General features: G+C 69.2%; 16 protein-coding genes and 1 pseudogene. 1 reads left to right on the top strand and 16 read right to left on the bottom strand.

Annotation, left to right across the window (positions count from 1 at the left end):
• Position 1: 1 nt before the first annotated feature.
• The 14 genes and pseudogenes from rpmC to rpsL all read right to left on the bottom strand — a co-directional run bounded on the left by rpmC (position 2) and on the right by rpsL (position 10,255).
• Positions 2-205 (bottom strand): 50S ribosomal protein L29, encoded by a 204-nt coding sequence (rpmC, locus tag F593_RS0107975; protein ID WP_022928233.1) that lies wholly within the window; start codon positions 203-205, stop codon positions 2-4.
• Positions 205-618, bottom strand: a complete 414-nt coding sequence (gene rplP, locus F593_RS0107970) for a 50S ribosomal protein L16 (RefSeq protein WP_022928232.1) — start codon at positions 616-618, stop codon at positions 205-207. The genes rpmC and rplP overlap by 1 nt, the downstream gene beginning before the upstream one ends.
• Complete coding sequence (gene rpsC / locus F593_RS0107965) at positions 618-1,499, bottom strand: 30S ribosomal protein S3 (protein ID WP_022928231.1); 882 nt, start codon at positions 1,497-1,499, stop codon at positions 618-620. The genes rplP and rpsC overlap by 1 nt, the downstream gene beginning before the upstream one ends.
• Positions 1,499-1,831, bottom strand: a pseudogene (gene rplV, locus F593_RS27955) (50S ribosomal protein L22); the annotation flags it as partial. The gene rpsC and the pseudogene rplV, both read right to left, overlap by 1 nt.
• A gap of 302 nt (positions 1,832-2,133) precedes the next feature.
• A complete protein-coding gene (rpsS, locus tag F593_RS0107955; protein WP_022928229.1) occupies positions 2,134-2,406 on the bottom strand; it encodes a 30S ribosomal protein S19 in 273 nt (90 codons plus the stop codon).
• A gap of 2 nt (positions 2,407-2,408) precedes the next feature.
• Positions 2,409-3,254 carry a 50S ribosomal protein L2 gene (rplB, locus tag F593_RS0107950; protein WP_022928228.1) on the bottom strand — a complete coding sequence of 282 codons (846 nt, stop codon included), beginning with the start codon at positions 3,252-3,254 and terminating at the stop codon, positions 2,409-2,411.
• Positions 3,255-3,257: 3 nt separating this feature from the next.
• Positions 3,258-3,557 (bottom strand): 50S ribosomal protein L23, encoded by a 300-nt coding sequence (gene rplW, locus F593_RS0107945; protein WP_022928227.1) that lies wholly within the window; start codon positions 3,555-3,557, stop codon positions 3,258-3,260.
• A 2-nt stretch (positions 3,558-3,559) separates the two neighbouring features.
• On the bottom strand, positions 3,560-4,195 hold the full coding sequence (gene rplD / locus F593_RS0107940) for a 50S ribosomal protein L4 (protein ID WP_022928226.1): 636 nt from the start codon (positions 4,193-4,195) through the stop codon (positions 3,560-3,562).
• Positions 4,188-4,805, bottom strand: a complete 618-nt coding sequence (rplC, locus tag F593_RS0107935) for a 50S ribosomal protein L3 (protein ID WP_028721532.1) — start codon at positions 4,803-4,805, stop codon at positions 4,188-4,190. The genes rplD and rplC overlap by 8 nt, the downstream gene beginning before the upstream one ends.
• Positions 4,806-4,810: 5 nt before the next feature.
• A complete protein-coding gene (rpsJ, locus tag F593_RS0107930) occupies positions 4,811-5,137 on the bottom strand; it encodes a 30S ribosomal protein S10 (protein ID WP_022928224.1) in 327 nt (108 codons plus the stop codon).
• A gap of 213 nt (positions 5,138-5,350) precedes the next feature.
• Positions 5,351-6,535, bottom strand: a complete 1,185-nt coding sequence (gene tuf, locus F593_RS0107925; RefSeq protein WP_022928223.1) for an elongation factor Tu — start codon at positions 6,533-6,535, stop codon at positions 5,351-5,353.
• A 116-nt stretch (positions 6,536-6,651) separates the two neighbouring features.
• The gene (gene fusA, locus F593_RS0107920; RefSeq protein ID WP_028721531.1) at positions 6,652-8,739 is read right to left on the bottom strand and encodes an elongation factor G; all 2,088 of its coding nucleotides are present in this window, start codon (positions 8,737-8,739) and stop codon (positions 6,652-6,654) included.
• Between the two features lie 640 nt (positions 8,740-9,379).
• Complete coding sequence (gene rpsG, locus F593_RS0107915; RefSeq protein ID WP_022928220.1) at positions 9,380-9,850, bottom strand: 30S ribosomal protein S7; 471 nt, start codon at positions 9,848-9,850, stop codon at positions 9,380-9,382.
• A 3-nt stretch (positions 9,851-9,853) separates the two neighbouring features.
• Positions 9,854-10,255, bottom strand: coding sequence for a 30S ribosomal protein S12 (gene rpsL, locus F593_RS0107910; RefSeq protein ID WP_022928219.1), 402 nt, complete (start codon positions 10,253-10,255; stop codon positions 9,854-9,856).
• Between the two features lie 175 nt (positions 10,256-10,430).
• Between rpsL and F593_RS0107905 the strand changes: the two genes are divergently transcribed.
• Positions 10,431-11,204 (top strand): alpha/beta fold hydrolase, encoded by a 774-nt coding sequence (locus F593_RS0107905; RefSeq protein ID WP_022928218.1) that lies wholly within the window; start codon positions 10,431-10,433, stop codon positions 11,202-11,204.
• Positions 11,205-11,297: 93 nt separating this feature from the next.
• On the opposite strand, the gene F593_RS0107900 is transcribed toward F593_RS0107905, so the two are convergent.
• Together F593_RS0107900 and rpoC are read right to left on the bottom strand one after the other, a co-directional pair.
• Complete coding sequence (locus F593_RS0107900) at positions 11,298-12,176, bottom strand: DMT family transporter (protein ID WP_022928217.1); 879 nt, start codon at positions 12,174-12,176, stop codon at positions 11,298-11,300.
• Between the two features lie 355 nt (positions 12,177-12,531).
• On the bottom strand, positions 12,532-16,803 hold the full coding sequence (rpoC, locus tag F593_RS0107895) for a DNA-directed RNA polymerase subunit beta' (protein ID WP_022928216.1): 4,272 nt from the start codon (positions 16,801-16,803) through the stop codon (positions 12,532-12,534).
• Positions 16,804-16,878 lie beyond the last annotated feature (75 nt).

The following is a 16,878-nucleotide window of genomic DNA, read 5'->3' as shown; positions in this document are numbered from 1 at the left end:
CTCAGCCGTTCTCAACGTCGATGCCGCGCTGGCGGGCGATGGTGACCGCCCGGGCCAGCTCGCGGCGCGTCGTGCGCAGCGCGGCAGTGTTCTCCAGCTCGCCGGTCGCCTGCTGAAAGCGCAGACCGAAGAGCTCCTTCTTGAACGTGGCGATCTGCTCGACGATCTTGCTGTCGTCGAGGTCACGCAGCTCCTGCGTACGCATCAGTCGTCCTCCGCCGTGACGAACTTCGTCCGCACGGGCAGCTTGTGCGCCGCCAGGCGGATGGCCTCGCGAGCGAGCTCTTCGGACACGCCGGAGACCTCGAACATCACGCGACCGGGCTTGACCACCGCGACCCAGCCCTCGGGCGAGCCCTTACCGGAACCCATGCGGGTCTCGGCCGGCTTCTTCGTGACGGACTTGTCCGGGAAGATGTTGATCCAGACCTTGCCGCCACGCTTCATCTTGCGGTTCATGGCGATACGGGCCGCCTCGATCTGCCGGTTGGTGATCCAACCGGCCTCGAGGGTCTTCAGCCCGAACTCACCGAACTGCACGTGGTTCTGGCCACGCGACAGGCCGCGCTTGCGGCCACGGTGCACCTTGCGATGCTTCGTGCGCTTCGGGGACAGCATCAGCGGCCTCCCTGCGGGCCACGCCCGCGCCCGCCGGCGCCACCCGGACCGCCGGGACCGCCCGGACGACCGCCACGGCCACCCTGGCCACCCTGGCCGCCGCGACCGCCGCGGTCGCCGCCGCCGAAGCCGCCGCGATCTCCGCCGCCGCCGCCGCCGTCACGACGCCCACGCCCGCCGCCGTCGCGGCCACCGCGGCCACGATCCTGCGTCGAGGGACCGTCGATGTCGGTCAGGTCGGAGCCGCCGTAGCCCTCCGGCATGATCTCGCCCTTGTTGACCCAGACCTTCACGCCGATGCGGCCGAAGGTCGTCTTGGCCTCGAAGAACCCGTAGTCGATGTCCGCGCGCATCGTGTGCAGCGGGACGCGACCGTCCTGGTAGGACTCGGTGTTGCTCATCTCGCGACCGCCGAGGCGGCCGGAGACCTGGATCTTGCAGCCCTTGGCACCCGAGCGCATGGCGCTCGTGAGGGCGCGCTTCATCGCGCGGCGGAACGCCACGCGGTTCTGCAGCTGCTCCGCGACGGACTGCGCGACGAGCTTGGCGTCGAGCTCCGGCCGGCGGACCTCGAGGATGTTGACCTTGACCTGCTTCTTCGTGATGCGGTGGAGGTCCTTGCGCAGGGCGTCCACCTCCACGCCGGACTTGCCGATGACCACGCCGGGACGAGCGGTCCGGATGGACACCTCGACCTCGTTCTTGTTCTTCCGGATCGCGATGTCGGACAGCCCGGCGTGCGCCAGCTTGCCCTCGATGTGATCACGGATCTGCCGGTCCTCGTGGAGGAAGTCGGCAGTGTTGTGCGCGCTGAACCAGTGGGACTTCCAGTCGTGGATGTACCCCACGCGCATCGACTCGGGATGGACCTTCTGTCCCATCAGCTGTGCTCCTTCGGCGTGAGCTGCACGGTCAGGTGGCTGGTGCGCTTGTTGATCCGGTACGCGCGGCCCTGGGCTCGCGGCTGGAAGCGCTTCAGCGTCGGTCCGTCATCAGCGGTGATGCTCTTGATCACGAGGTCGTCACCGACGAGCTCGTGGTTGTTCTCCGCGTTCGCGATCGCGGACTCGAGCACCTTGCTCCAGTCCTGCGCGGCCGAGCGGGTGCTGTGCTGCAGGATCGCGCGGGCGGTGTTGACGTCCTTGCCGCGCACGAGGTCGGCGATCAGACGCGCCTTGCGGGGCGTCGTACGCACGTACTTCGCGACGGCGCGGACGACGGGCGCCTCGCCGACGGGCTGGCTGCGGCGGGCACGGCGGGCATCCGCCCGCGCGCCGCCACGAACCTGGGCGACCGGCGCAGCGTGCATGTGCCCGTGCTCCTCGCTCCACACGCCGTCGACCTGGTCGTCGTCGGTGGGCTCGACGTCCGCAGCCTCCGTCGTCGCGTCGTCCGACGCGTCCGTGGCAGCTTCCTCAGCCTTCGGCGTCGTCTCCTCGACCTCTTCGGTCTCGGGCGTCACCTGGGCCTGCGGCTCGTCGTTCGTGTCGTTCTGGGGGGTCTCGTCAGCCATGCTCAGCGCCTCTTGGCGGTGTCGCCGTGACCGCGGTACGTGCGCGTGGGAGCGAACTCGCCGAGCTTGTGCCCGACCATCGACTCCGACACGAAGACCGGAACGTGCTTCCGGCCGTCATGCACGGCGATCGTGTGCCCCACGAATTCGGGGAAGATCGTCGACGCGCGCGACCACGTCCGGATCAGCTTCTTCTCGTTCGAGGCGTTCATGGTCTCGATGCGCGTCATCAGACGCTCCTCGACCCACGGCCCCTTCTTGCTCGATCGGCTCACGGCTACTTCCTCTTGCCCTTGCCACGTCGGCGCGCACGCACGATGTAGCGGTCCGAGGGCTTGTTCTTCTTACGGGTGCGGTACCCCAGGGTGGGGACGCCCCACGGGGTGACAGGGTGACGGCCCGGCGTGGTGGAACCCTCGCCGCCGCCGTGCGGGTGATCGACCGGGTTCATGGCCGTGCCTCGCGTCTGCGGGCGGACGCCCATGTGACGCTTGCGGCCGGCGTTGCCGATCTTGACGTTCTGGTGCTCGGCGTTGCCGACGGCACCGATCGTGGCGCGGCACTCCTCGCGGACGAGACGCATCTCGCCCGACGGGAGACGCAGGGTCGCCATGCCCTGGTCCTTGGCCATCAGCTGGATGGCCGAGCCGGCGGAGCGGCCCATCTGTCCACCCTTGTTCGGCTGGAGCTCGACGTTGTGGACGACCGCACCGGCGGGGATGTCCTTGAGCATCAAGGCGTTGCCCGTCTTGATGTCGGAGCCGGTGCCGGACTGCACCATCGTGCCGACCTCCAGGCCACGCGGGGCCAGGATGTAGCTCTTCACGCCATCGACGTAGTGGAGCAGCGCGATGTACGACGTGCGGTTGGGGTCGTACTCGATCGACGCGACGCGGGCGGGGATGCCGTCGCGCGTGCGCTTGAAGTCGATCTTGCGGTACAGGCGCTTGGCGCCGCCGCCGCGATGGCGGGACGTCTTGCGACCGTTGTTGTTGCGACCGCCGGACTTCGTAAGACCCTCGACGAGCGAACGCTCGGGGGTGGTCTTCGTGATCTCGGCGAAGTCCGGGTACGACGCGAACCGCTGGGCGGGCGACGTGGGCTTGGGCTTGCGAATGGCCATGGGTTAGTCCTCGATCCCCTGCAGCGACTGGAAGATCGGGATCTCCTCGCCCTCGCGGACCTGGACGATCGCCTTCTTCCAAGAGCGCGTGCGGCCGGAGGTGGCCCCGCGGCGCTTGGGCTTGCTCTTGACGCTCGACGTCTTCACGGTCACGACGTGAACCCCGAAGAGCTCCTCGATCGCGGCGCGGATCTGCGTCTTGTGCGCGTCCGGGTGGACGCGGAACGTGTACTTGCCGACAGTGGCGAGCACGTAGCTCTTCTCACTGACGACGGGACGGATGATGACCTGGGTGGCGTCCATGATCAGGCAACCTCCTCCGTGGCGGCGGGCGCCGACGCGCGAGTGGTGAGCTCGTCGACGGCCTTCTCGGTCAGCAGGAGCCGGCCCGCGCCGACGACGTCGGCGATGCCGACGCTCCCGGCGGGGAGCACCTTGACCGTGGTCAGGTTCCGGAAGGAGAGCGCGGCGCGCCCCTCTTCCGTGCCCACGACCAGCAGGGTCTTGCCGGCGGCGTCCCAGTCCTTCAGGGTCGAGATCGCGGCCTTCGTCGACGGCGTGTCGAAGGAGGCGACGTTCAGCCCCGCGAGGGTGCCACGGAGCGCGTGCAGCGACAGCGCGCTGCGGAACGCGGCCCGCTTCTCCTTGCGGTTGACCTTGAACGTGTAGTGACGGGGCTGCGGTCCGAAGATCGTGCCACCGCCCGTCCAGATCGGGGAGCGCGAGGAGCCGGCACGGGCGCGGCCCGTGCCCTTCTGGCGCCACGGCTTGGCGCCGCCGCCGGAGACCTGACCGCGCGTCTTGGAGGACGCGGTGCCCTGTCGACGGGCGTTCAGCTCGTGGCGAACGTTCTGGTGGACGAGCGGCCCGTTGAACTCGACGCCGAAGACGGCATCGTCGAGCTGCAGGGTGCCGCCGCCGAGGATCGGTGCATCAGCCATCGGTCCGGACCTCCACGAGGCCGTTCTTCGCGCCCGGGACGGAGCCGCGGACGATCAGCAGGTTGTCGTCGGTGTCGACGCGCACGACCGTCAGGCCGCGCTGCGTCACGCGCTCCGCGCCCATGTGGCCGGGACCGCGGATGCCCTTGAACACGCGGGCGGGCCAGGCGGCCGCACCGATCGAGCCCGGGGCGCGGGTGTTGTGCGAGCCGTGGGTCACGGGACCGCGGGAGAAGTTGTGACGCTTCACCGTGCCCTGGAAGCCCTTGCCCTTGGAGGTCCCGGCGACCCGGATCTTCTGACCCGGCTCGAAGGCGGCCACCGTGACGGTCTGGCCGACCTCGACGTCGAGGTCGACGTCGCGGAACTCCACCAGGTGACGGTGGGGACCGACGCCGGCCTTCTTCAGGTGCCCGAGCTCGGGCTTCGTGACGTGCTTCTCCTTCGTCGCACCGAAGGCGAGCTGCACGGCGTCGTAGCCGTCGCGCTCAGCGGTGCGACGCCCCGTGACGGGGCAGGGACCGGCCTCGAGCACGGTGACGCGCTCGACGGTGCCGTCCTCGAGGAACAGCTGGGTCATGCCCAGCTTCTTGGCGAGAATCGCGGCCATCTGGGTCACCCCGCCAGTCGGATCTCGATGTCGACGCCCGCCGGGAGGTGGTCGAGACGCTGGAGCGAATCGACCGTCTTCGGGGTCGGCTGGTGGATGTCGATCAAGCGCTTGTGCGTACGGATCTCGAACGCCTCGCGGGAATCCTTGTCCTTGAAGGGGGACCGGATGACCGTGTAGACGTTCTTCTCCGTGGGCAGCGGAACGGGACCGGAGACGGTCGCGCCAGTGCGCTGTGCCGTCTCGACGATCTCCTTCGCGGCCGACTCGATGGCCGACGTGTCGTAGGCCTTGAGGCGGATGCGGATCTTGTTTTGTGTGGCGGCTGCCATCGGGCTCTCTGCTGTCCGTTCCGTCTGATGACTGGAGGAAGATTTGTGCTGGGATCTTGCGGGATCGACTGCATCCCGTCCGCCCGCGTGCGGGAGGCGCACGTCGGCCGGCCCAGCGGGTGGTCGCGCGCGGCGGTCGGAAGTCCCGACGCGCACGCGACACCTGGGGGTGGGAGCGGCCGGGGCCGCTCCCACCTCAGGAGGTGCTGCTGACTACTGAATGACCTCGGCCACGACGCCGGAGCCGACCGTGCGGCCACCCTCGCGGATGGCGAAACGCAGGCCCTGGTCCATGGCGATCGGCTGGATCAGCTCGATCTCCATCTGGACGTTGTCGCCCGGCATGACCATCTCCGTGCCCTCGGGCAGGTTGGCCACGCCCGTCACGTCCGTCGTGCGGAAGTAGAACTGCGGGCGGTACCCGGAGAAGAACGGCGTGTGACGGCCACCCTCCTCCTTCTTGAGGATGTAGACCTCGGCCTTGAACTTCGTGTGCGGGGTGATGGAACCCGGCTTGCACAGCACCTGGCCGCGCTCGATGTCCTCGCGCTTCGTGCCACGGAGGAGGGCGCCGATGTTGTCGCCGGCCTCACCGCGGTCGAGCAGCTTGCGGAACATCTCGACGCCCGTGACCGTGGTCTTGGTGGGCTCGCGGATGCCGACGATCTCGACCTCGTCGCCGACGTTGATGACGCCCTGCTCGACGCGGCCCGTGGCGACCGTGCCACGACCCGTGATCGAGAAGACGTCCTCGACGGGCATGAGGAACGGCTTGTCCAGGACGCGAACCGGGTCCGGGATGTAGGTGTCGAGCTGCTCGGCGAGGTCGAGGATCTTCTGCTCGTACTCCGCGTCGCCCTCGAGCGCCTTCAGCGCCGAGCCCGTGACGAACGGGATGTCGTCGCCCGGGAAGTCGTACTCGTTGAGGAGGTCACGGACCTCGACCTCGACGAGCTCGAGGAGCTCCTCGTCGTCGACCATGTCCGCCTTGTTCAGGAAGACCACGATGTACGGGACACCGACCTGCTTGGCCAGCAGGATGTGCTCACGCGTCTGCGGCATGGGGCCGTCAGCCGCGGAGACCACGAGGATGGCGCCGTCCATCTGCGCCGCGCCCGTGATCATGTTCTTGACGTAGTCGGCGTGACCGGGGCAGTCGACGTGGGCGTAGTGCCGCGCCGTCGTCTCGTACTCGACGTGGGACGTCGAGATCGTGATGCCGCGCTCCTTCTCCTCCGGAGCGTTGTCGATCTCCGCGAACGAACGGGCCTCGCCGCCGCCGGCCTTCGCCAGCACCGTCGTGATCGCCGCCGTCAGCGTCGTCTTGCCATGGTCGATGTGACCGATGGTGCCCACGTTGACGTGGGGCTTACCGCGCTCGAACTTCTCCTTCGCCACTGGGCGCTCCTAAGTCTTGTTCTTCGATGGGGTCGGGTGCTGGTGTTCACCAGCTCCGGCTCTTGGCGAACCCGTGAAGGGTAGCCAGAGCCGGGGTGTTCATGCGGTGCGGGGGGCTACTTGCCCGTCCGCGTGGCGACGATCTCTTCGGCGACGTGCGACGGAACCTCGTCGTAGCGCTCGAACTGCATCGTGTAGTTGGCGCGGCCCTGGGAGGCCGAACGGAGGTCCGTCGAGTACCCGAACATCTCGCTCAGCGGCGCGTAGGCCGTGACGATCTGGGCGTTGCCGCGGGGCTCCATGCCCTCGATGCGGCCGCGTCGGCGGTTGAGGTCGCCGATGACGTCGCCCATGAACTCCTCGGGCGTGACGACCTCGACCTTGAAGATCGGCTCGAGCAGGATCGGCTTGGCCCGCCGGGACGCCTCGTTGAACGCCATGTTCGCGGCGATCTTGAACGCGACCTCGGAGGAGTCGACCTCGTGGTACTTGCCGTCCGTGACGGTGACCTTCACGTCGACCATGGGGTAGCCGGCCTTCGGGCCGGTGTCCATGCCCTCGCGCAGGCCCTTCTCGACCGCGTTGTGGTAGTCCACCGGGATCGAGCCGCCCTTGATCTTGTTCTCGAAGACGAAGCCCTCGCCGGGCGCCGGCTCCATCGAGATCACGACGACACCGAACTGGCCGGAACCACCGGTCTGCCGGACGAACTTGCCCTCGACCTTGTCGACCTTGGCCTTGACCGTCTCGCGGTAGGAGACCTGCGGCGTGCCGACGTTGGCCTCGACGTTGAACTCGCGGCGCATGCGGTCGACGAGGATCTCCAGGTGGAGCTCGCCCATGCCGGAGATCTCGGTCTGGCCGGTCTCCTCGTTCGTCTCGACCTGGAAGGTCGGGTCCTCCTCGGCCAGGCGCTGAAGGGCGACGCCCATCTTCTCCTGGTCGGGCTTGGTCTTCGGCTCGACGGCCACCTTGATGACCGGCTCGGGGAAGTCCATCGCCTCGAGGACGATCGCGTGGTTCGGGTCGCAGATCGTGTCGCCCGTGTAGACCTGCTTGATGCCCACGGCCGCGGCGATGTCGCCGGAGTACACGCGGTCCACGTCCTCGCGGTCGTTCGCGTGCATCATCAGGATGCGGCCGACGCGGTCCGTCTTGCCGGTGTTCGTGTTGAGCACCTTCGAGCCGGCCTCGAGCTGCCCCGAGTAGACGCGGAAGAAGACGAGCTTGCCGACGTACGGGTCCGTGGCGATCTTGAAGGCCAGGGCCGCGAAGGGGGCCTCGTCGTCGGACGGGCGCTCCTCTTCGTGCTCCTCGCCGTCACGCGTGGTGACGACGCCCTTGATGGCGGGCACGTCCAGCGGGGACGGGAGGTAGTCGATGACCGCGTCGAGCAGGGGCTGCACGCCCTTGTTCTTGAACGACGAGCCGCAGAGCACGGGGTTGATCGTCAGGGCGAGCGTCGCGGCGCGGATGGCCTTCTTCAGCCGGTCCACGGGGACGTCCTCGCCCCCGAGGACGAGCTCCATGAGCTCGTCGTCGAAGTCGGCGACGGAGTCGAGGAGGTGCTCGCGGGCGGCGTTCGCCTCGTCGGCGAGCTCCTCGGGGATGTCGATGACGTCGACGTCCTTGCCGATGTCGTCGCGGTAGAAGATCGCCTTCATCTCGACAAGGTCGATGATGCCGGCGAAGTCGCCCTCGGACCCGATGGGGAGCTGGATCGGCACGGCGTTCGCGCCGAGGCGCTCGATCATCGTGCGGACCGACATCGCGTAGTCGGCGCCCGTGCGGTCCATCTTGTTGACGTAGGCGATGCGCGGCACGCCGTAGTCGTTGGCCTGGCGCCACACCGTCTCGGACTGCGGCTCGACGCCGGCGACGGAGTCGAACACCGCGACCGAGCCGTCGAGCACGCGCAGAGACCGCTGGACCTCGACGGTGAAGTCGACGTGGCCCGGCGTGTCGATGATGTTGATGCGGTGCTTGTCCCACTCGGCGGTGGTCGCAGCGGAGGTGATCGTGATGCCACGCTCCTGCTCCTGCTCCATCCAGTCCATCGTCGCGGAACCGTCGTGGACCTCACCGATCTTGTAGGTGCGGCCCGTGTAGAAGAGGATGCGCTCGGTCGTGGTGGTCTTGCCGGCGTCCACGTGCGCCATGATCCCGATGTTTCGGGTCTTCTCGAGGGAGTACTTACGCGGCATGAAGAAGCTTTCGAGGTACGCAGACGACTTGGGTGAGGCAAAGACCGGGGTTCCGCGGTGACGGCAGGGCGGCGGGACCGAGGTCCCACAGCTGCCCGCACTGCGGAGGTACTGCCGAGTGGCGACGAATCGCCCGCTTGCTACACATCGCCGGCGCGCAAGGCGCCGGCTCCAGATGGGCAGCGACGGAGGACTATAGCAGAGGCCTTCCGACTTTCGAAGTCCCCTGGGGACGGGATCTGAGACGCGTCGGCGGCCCGCCGTCCAGGGCGCGTCGTGCGGGCGAAACCGTCGACCGGGGAGGTCCGCACCGACCGGCCGCACCCTCTCCCCCGCGCCGGCCCCGGCGGGTTCCGAGACGCCCCGCATGCGGGGCGGCCATCGGAAGCCGGCGGCGGCCAGGCCCACGCGCGCCAGAGCGGCCTGCGCCGACAACGCCGGTGACGCACCGCCCCAGAGAACGACGAAGGGCGCGGAATCCGCGCCCTTCAAGATCATCAGCTGCAGACCCGTCGCTTTCGTGCGAGGTGCACGTCAGTCGAGCAGGTCGTTCCGCGCGGTGCGAGAGCTGAACGCCAGTCCTGCCGAGCTCCGCGCGGGGCAAGATGCGAAGCGCTGACGTGCGCCTCGCACCAAACGACTACCAGCGGTAGTGGGCGAAGGCCTTGTTGGCCTGCGCCATGCGGAAGATGTCGTCCTTCTTCTTGTACGCGCCGCCCTGCTGCTTCTGCGCCTCGATGAGCTCGTTGGCCAGGCGGGACGCCATGGAGCGCTCACGACGGCCGCGGGCGGCCTCGACGAGCCAGCGGATCGCCAGCGTGCGGGAGCGGCGGGCGGGGACCTCGACCGGCACCTGGTACGTGGCGCCACCGACGCGGCGGGAGCGGACCTCGAGCTGCGGCGTCAGAGCCTTGATGGACTCCTCGAGCTGCTCGACGGGGTCGCCGCCGGTCTTCTCGGCGACGATCGCGAGCGCGTCGTACACGATGCTCTCGGCGGTGGACTTCTTGCCGTCGAGCATGATCTTGTTGACGACCTGGTGGACCAGACGCGAGCGGTGGACTGCGTCCGGCTCGAGCGTGCGGGTCTCGGCACTGGAGCGACGAGCCATGAGCTACTTCTTCCCCTTCTTGACGCCGTAGAGCGACCGCGACTGCTTGCGATCGCTGACGCCGGAGGCGTCGTGCGAACCACGCACGACCTTGTACCGCACGCCCGGGAGATCCTTCACGCGGCCACCACGGACCAGCACGACGGAGTGCTCCTGCAGGTTGTGACCCTCACCCGGGATGTAGGCCGTGACCTCGATGCCGGAGCTGATCCGGACACGGGCGACCTTGCGAAGCGCCGAGTTCGGCTTCTTCGGGGTGGTCGTGTAGACGCGGGTGCAGACGCCGCGGCGCTGGGGCGCGGCGACCTTCTTCTTGCGCCCCGGCCCGGACTTGAGGCCGGGAGTGGAGAGCTTCTTCGCCTTGGGCTTGCGCCCCTTGCGTACGAGCTGACTGGTCGTGGGCATGCGACGGGGGAATATAGCAACGCCACCCCGAGAACGACGCGCGCCCCCGTGACGCCACCCCTCGTGACGCCTTCCGGGCCCACGGCGGGCCGGGTCCGCGTGCGACGCCCGTGAGGCCGCCGTCCGCAAGACCCCCTGCACCTGACGGCAGCGTACACGCTATAGGGTCCCCCACATGTTGGCGCACGACCGAACCGGTGCGGGGCCCCCGCTCGTCCTCCTGCACTTCCTGGGTGGGCACCGGCGGGTCTGGCGCTCGCTGCTGCCGGCCCTCGAGGCCGAGCGGGAGGTCGTGACGCTCGACCTGCCGGGGTTCGGAGCCAGTCGCGCGCTCGCGGGCTCCCCCACCGTCCCGCGCCTGGCCGACGCTGTCGCCCGGACCGTCGAGCGCCTCGGGCTCGTGCGGCCCGCGGTGGCCGGCGTGGCCCTGGGCGGGTCCATCGCGATCGAGCTCGCGCGGCGCGACGCCGCGTCCTGCGCCACGGCCATCTCACCCCTCGGTTTCGCCACGCGGCCCGAGGTGGCGTTCGCGAAGGCGAGCCTCCGGGCCACGATCGCGGCGTGCCGGGCTCTGGCGCCACGCGCGGACGCCCTGGCGGCCCAGGGCGCGGTCCGGACGGCGTTGGGCGCGCAGATGTTCGCCAAGCCGTGGGCCGTGCCCGCCGAGGAGGCGGCCGAGCTCGTGCGGAGCGTCGCGCACGCCCCGGGCATGCTGCCCACGCTCCGCGCCGCCGTGGGGCACGAGGTGGTGGCCGGCGCCCTCACGGCGCCCGTCACGGTGGCCTGGGGCCAACGCGACGCGCTCTTCCTCCCCCGTCAGGGCGCGCGGGCCGTCGAGCGCCTCCCGTTCTCGCGGCTCGTGGCCCTCGCCGGCTGCGGGCACGTCCCCATCTGGGACGCACCGGAGCTCGTGACGCAGACCCTGCTCGACGGCTCCGCGCCCCGCTGAGGAGCACGCCCCTCGTCCGCCCCCGCGGACGTCGCCGACGGCCAGGGCCGCGCCGCCGACGGCCGGTGGTCGACGGCCGGGCGGCCGCCTGCGTCAGCTCGCGTGGGCGGGCGTCGGCACCGGCGCCGAAGCGGCGCGCGGGGCCGGCAGCAGGGCCGCGGCGAGGACGATCATCACGAAGGCGACGGACTGGACGACGAGGCCGAGGGTGTCGCGGGCGAGCGGGTCGCCGAAGACGACGAACCCGCCGAGGATCCCGACGATGTTGGCGCCGGTGGCCGTGATGGCGATCACCTCGACGGCGCCGCCCTCCTGGAGCGATCGCGCGGAGATGTAGTACGCCAGCACGGACGCGCACATGGCGATGAAGATCCACGGCGTGAAGACCGAGCCGCCGGCGGCCACGACGCCCGTGGTGGCCTTCACCGCCACGTTGCAGACCCCGAACAGCACGCCGGCCGCGGCCCCCATCAGCGGTCCGCGCAGGTGGGCGCCGCGCTCGTGCTGGCCGCCGAGGATCAGGAGCACCCCGAAGGTGAGCAGGACGCCCTCGAAGGCCGCGAGCGCCGCGACCCGGAAGTTGCTGTGCGCGTCGTCGGCCGCCGGCATGGCGACCACGAGCATCGCGAGGCCCACGCCGGTCAGGACGAGGCCCGCCCACTGCCTGCGGCCCACGCTGATGCCGAAGACGCGGTCGGCGAGCACCGCGACGAGGACGATGCCGCCGGCCAGCACGACCTGCACCACCGACATCGGCGCGATCGCGATCGCCGCCGTGTGGAACACCCAGCCGACGGCGCCGACGAGCATGCCGGCGGCGAACCAGCGGCTCTTCCAGAGCCCCAGGCCCGTGCGGATGGGATGGCGTACGTCGACCGCCGGGGCCTCGTTCGCACCACGGTGCTTGTAGAGGAACCCGAGGTTGGCGGCCAGGGCGCTGAGGAGGGCGAAGACGATTCCGAGCTGGAGCATCAGGTGAGGCGGTGAGCGTGGGGGGCGGCCGCGGGTGCGCGGTCTCCCCCTTCATCGGTCGTTCGAGCGTGAACCGTAACGGCCGGACATAAGGTCGAGCTCCGGTTCCCCTGAGACTCGTCCGTTCCGGCACGGATCCTGCGCGGTCCTTCCGTCCTCCGATACCCCGCGTGGGGGCCGCGAACCGGGGCAGGACGCCTCCGCCGCTCACCTTGCCGCACTGGTGGGGCCGCACCGACGCGCCCGGAACGCACGACGCCCCGGCCGAGGGCCGGGGCGTCGTGGTCCGCCGCGCGGGACGCGCGGCGGGCGGTCGTGGCGCCGCCCCCGGAGGGGCGGGCCACGGTGTCCGGGATCAGGCCCGGCCGTCACCCTCGGGCGAGGGCACGTCGAGCTCGATGAGCTCGTCGGCGAGGTCGCCCTGGGCGCCGCCGAGCTGCTCGAGGTCACGCAGGTCCTGCGAGAGGTCGTCGCCGTACGGCTGGCCACCCTCGAGGCCCAGGTCGCCCAGGAGCTCGTCGCCGTCGAGCAGCGCGACGTCGCCGCCGTGCGGGAGCGGCTCGGTCGGCTCGATCTCGATGCGACGGTAGTGCCGGAGGCCCGTCGCGGCCGGGATCAGCTTGCCGATGATGACGTTCTCCTTCAGGCCCAGCAGGTCGTCCCGCTTGCCCTCCAGCGCCGCGTCGGTGAGCACCTTCGTCGTCTCCTGGAAGGAGGCGGCCGAGAGGAAGGAGTCCGTGTTCAGGGACGCCTTGGTGATGCCGAGGATGACCTCCTCGAACGTCGCCTTCTCCCCACCGTTCTGCTCGATCTGCTCGTTGACGCGGAAGAACTCGTTCCGGTCGACGAACTGGCCGGGCAGGAAGTCCGTGTCGCCCTTCTGCTCCACGCGGACGCGCTTGAGCATCTGGCGCACGATCAGCTCGATGTGCTTGTCGTTGATGTCCACGCCCTGCGACTTGTAGACCGACTGCACCTCCTTGACGAGGTACACCTCGGTCGCCGTGCGGCCCTGGAGGTCCAGGAGCTCGTGCGGGTAGAGGGAGCCCTCGTTGAGCTGCTCACCGGTCTTCACGCGCTGGCCGTCCTCGACGAAGAGGCGCGTACGGCGCGGGAACGTGTAGCGGTGCTCGTCGCCGGCGGCGTCGGTGATGACGACCGTCAGCGCCTTGTCGGTGCTCTCGACCGCGACGACGCCGTCGTGCTCGGCGATCTTCGCCAGGCCCTTCGGCTTGCGGGCCTCGAACAGCTCCACGACACGCGGCAGACCGTGCGTGATGTCCGCGCCGGCGACGCCGCCGGTGTGGAACGTGCGCATGGTGAGCTGGGTGCCCGGCTCACCGATGGACTGCGCGGCGACGATGCCGACCGCGTCACCGATCTCGGCGAGCTGACCCGACGCCATCGAGCGGCCGTAGCACGCCTGGCAGATGCCGGTCAGGGCCTCGCACTTGTGGACCGTGCGGACGGCGACCGTCGGACGCTCCTCCGCGGGGCCCATCTCCGTGATCCGCAGGACGCGGACGTTGTCGATCTCCTCGCCCTTCGGGACCAGGACCTCGCCACCGATGACGACGTCCTTCGCCGTGACGCGGCCCGCGAGGTTCGGGTTGAGCTCGTGCACCTCGTTGTACACGGGCATCTCGATGTAGCCCTCGGTGCCGCAGTCGTGCTCACGGATGATCACGTCCTGCGAGACGTCGACGAGACGACGCGTCAGGTACCCCGAGTCGGCGGTACGCAGGGCGGTGTCGGCCAGACCCTTGCGCGCGCCGTGGGTGGAGATGAAGTACTCGAGGACGTCGAGGCCCTCCATGAAGTTGGCCTTGATCGGCCGCTCGATGATCTCACCCTTCGGGTTCGACATCAGGCCTCGCATACCCGCCAGCTGGCGGATCTGCTTGAGCGAACCACGCGCACCGGAGTTGGCCATCATGTAGATGGGGTTCCGCGGCGGGAAGTTCTTCTCCATGGCCGTGGCGACTTCCTCCGTCGCCTCGTTCCACTTGTTCACGATGAGCTCGTGGCGCTCGTACTCCGTGATGAGGCCGTCCTCGTACTGCTCCTCGATCCCGGCGACGATGTCCTCGTACTTCTTGATGATCTCGCCCTTGTTCGGCGGGATCACCACGTCGTTCTTGGAGATCGTCACGCCGGCGCGCGTCGCGAACTCGAACCCGAGGTCCTTGAACGCGTCCAGGACGGTCGCGATCGTGGACGGGCCGTAGATCTGCACCAGCTGGTCGATGAAGCGGGAGGTGTCCTTCTTCCGCATCGACTGGTTGATGAAGACGTACATCGAGGGGTCGTACTCGTCGCCGAGCGTCTCCATCAGCGCCCGCTCGATGCGGTCGTTGTAGATGACGCGACCCAGCGTGGTCAGGACCGGCGCCCGGCCGACCGCGCGGTACTCGACCAGGTCGTGCAGCTTCGCGCCGCCGTGCTGGTCGGCGAGCGTGGCCTCGGAGGCCGTGCGGAACACGCGCGGCTTGGGCTCGTCCTCCGGCCAGCTGCCGTCGTACAGGGCCTTGTGCTTCTCGGCCAGGACCTCGGGCTCGTCGCCCAGGGTCACGTAGTAGCCGCCGATGACCATGTCCTGCGACGGCGTGGCGAGCGGCTGCCCGTTCGACGGCGACAGGATGTTGTTGGACGACAGCATCAGCAGTCGCGCCTCGGCCTGGGCCTCGGCGGACAGCGGGACGTGCACGGCCATCTGGTCGCCGTCGAAGTCGGCGTTGAACGCCGCGCAGACGAGCGGGTGGACGCGGATGGCCTTGCCCTCGATGAGGACCGGCTCGAACGCCTGGATGCCGAGGCGGTGGAGCGTCGGCGCGCGGTTGAGCAGCACCGGGTGCTCCTGGATGACCTGCTCCAGGACGTCCCAGACCTCCTCGCGCGACTCGTCGACGAGGCGCTTGGCGGCCTTGATGTTCTGCGCGTCCTTGCGCTCGACGAGCTGCGCCATGATGAACGGCTTGAACAGCTCGAGCGCCATCAGCTTCGGCAGGCCGCACTGGTGCAGGCGCAGCGACGGGCCCGACACGATCACGGAACGGCCGGAGTAGTCGACGCGCTTGCCGAGCAGGTTCTGACGGAACCGGCCCTGCTTGCCCTTGAGCATGTCGGAGAGCGACTTCAGCGGACGGTTGCCGGGGCCCGTGACCGGGCGACCACGACGGCCGTTGTCGAAGAGCGCGTCGACGGACTCCTGAAGCATGCGCTTCTCGTTGTTCACGATGATCTCGGGCGCGCCGAGGTCGAGGAGCCGCTTGAGGCGGTTGTTGCGGTTGATGACCCGGCGGTACAGGTCGTTCAGGTCGGACGTCGCGAAGCGGCCGCCGTCCAGCTGCACCATCGGGCGCAGGTCGGGCGGGATGACCGGGACGGCGTCCAGGACCATCATCTCGGGCTTGTTGACCTGCGAGTAGTACGGCGGGTTCTCGGGGTCGTAGAACGCCGAGAGGACCTTCAGGCGCTTCACGGCGCGCTGCTGCTTCTGGCCCTTGCCGTTCTTGACGAGGTCCTCGAGATCCTCGCGCTCGTGCTTCAGGCAGAAGCCCGGCTGATCGCGGATGTCGAGGTCCTGGCCGGCCAGGCGCTCCGGGTCGACGTCGCGACGCGGGGCCTCGCGGTCGTACTCCGGCTTGATGAACATGAGCTCGCGGATGTACTCCGCGCCCATGCCGCCGCCGAAGTACTCGCCGTACCCGTAGACCGAGCCGAAGCGCATCTTCAGCTCGCGGAAGAACGTCTCGTCCGCGATGACCGTCTGCGGGACGAGGTCGTCCTTCTCGATGGCCTTGTCGGTGAAGGCCGTGAGGGGCCACTCCTCGCCCTCGTTGGGCGGGTCGTCGCTCGGCTCGAGCTTGTTCGCGAAGAGCTTCCAGACCTCGCGCAGGCGGGCGCGGGACTCCTCGTAGTGCGAGCGGAGGTCGTCGATCTCGGCCGTGAGCTGCTTCTTCGTGTCGGCGAGCAGCTTCTTGCGCTCGTCGTCCGTCAGCTTGGCGACCGTGATGTCGAGCGACTCCGACCACAGGAAGTCGTCGTCGGCGAAGCCGTCCTGGGAGCCGTCCTGCAGGTACTTCGCGCGGACCTCGAGCGAGTTCTGCAGACCGGAGAGCTCGTCCTTCTCGAGGGCGGAGCTCTGGTCGAGGTCCTCCTGGACCTGGACCTCGAGCTCGGGGAGGTCGCGCCAGCGGGCCTCCTGGTCGACCCACGTGATGATCGACGCGGCGAAGTACAGGATCTTCTCGAGCTCCTTCGGAGCCATGTCGAGGAGATAGCCGATGCGGCTCGGGACGCCCTTGAAGAACCAGATGTGCGAGACCGGCGCGGCGAGGTCGATGTGACCCATGCGCTCACGGCGGACCTTGGAGCGGGTCACCTCGACGCCGCACTTCTCGCAGATGATGCCCTTGTAACGGACGCGCTTGTACTTGCCGCAGTAGCACTCCCAGTCCTTGGTGGGACCGAAGATGCGCTCGCAGAAGAGGCCGTCGCGCTCGGGGCGCAGCGTGCGGTAGTTGATCGTCTCGGGCTTCAGGACCTCTCCCGAGGACCAGGAGCGGATCTGCTTCGAGGAGGCGAGGCCGATCTCGATGGCGTCGAAGGTGTTGATGTCGTGCACGGTGGGTGAGTTCCCTGATCGTGTGCTTGGCGGGGCGGGGGTCGGCGGCCCCGGTCCCCGCCCCCGCGCGTCAGC

Origin of the sequence: Patulibacter americanus DSM 16676, assembly GCF_000420025.1 — a bacterium.
GTDB classification, from domain to species: Bacteria; Actinomycetota; Thermoleophilia; order Solirubrobacterales; family Solirubrobacteraceae; genus Patulibacter; species Patulibacter americanus.
Note: the sequence above shows the minus strand (reverse complement) of the source record. Positions and strands in the feature narration are given on the sequence as shown.

Coding starts and splice junctions, on each gene's coding strand:
- F593_RS0107900 (WP_022928217.1), bottom strand. CDS start 12,176: ATGCTCCAGCTCGGAATCGTCTTCGCCCTCCTCAGCGCCCTGGCCGCC.
- rpsJ (WP_022928224.1), bottom strand. CDS start 5,137: ATGGCAGCCGCCACACAAAACAAGATCCGCATCCGCCTCAAGGCCTAC.
- rplP (WP_022928232.1), bottom strand. CDS start 618: ATGCTGTCCCCGAAGCGCACGAAGCATCGCAAGGTGCACCGTGGCCGC.
- rplB (WP_022928228.1), bottom strand. CDS start 3,254: ATGGCCATTCGCAAGCCCAAGCCCACGTCGCCCGCCCAGCGGTTCGCG.
- rplD (WP_022928226.1), bottom strand. CDS start 4,195: ATGGCTGATGCACCGATCCTCGGCGGCGGCACCCTGCAGCTCGACGAT.
- fusA (WP_028721531.1), bottom strand. CDS start 8,739: ATGCCGCGTAAGTACTCCCTCGAGAAGACCCGAAACATCGGGATCATG.
- rplW (WP_022928227.1), bottom strand. CDS start 3,557: ATGGACGCCACCCAGGTCATCATCCGTCCCGTCGTCAGTGAGAAGAGC.
- rpsC (WP_022928231.1), bottom strand. CDS start 1,499: ATGGGACAGAAGGTCCATCCCGAGTCGATGCGCGTGGGGTACATCCAC.
- rpsL (WP_022928219.1), bottom strand. CDS start 10,255: ATGCCCACGACCAGTCAGCTCGTACGCAAGGGGCGCAAGCCCAAGGCG.
- F593_RS0107905 (WP_022928218.1), top strand. CDS start 10,431: ATGTTGGCGCACGACCGAACCGGTGCGGGGCCCCCGCTCGTCCTCCTG.
- rplC (WP_028721532.1), bottom strand. CDS start 4,805: ATGGCCGCGATTCTCGCCAAGAAGCTGGGCATGACCCAGCTGTTCCTC.
- rpsG (WP_022928220.1), bottom strand. CDS start 9,850: ATGGCTCGTCGCTCCAGTGCCGAGACCCGCACGCTCGAGCCGGACGCA.
- rpmC (WP_022928233.1), bottom strand. CDS start 205: ATGCGTACGCAGGAGCTGCGTGACCTCGACGACAGCAAGATCGTCGAG.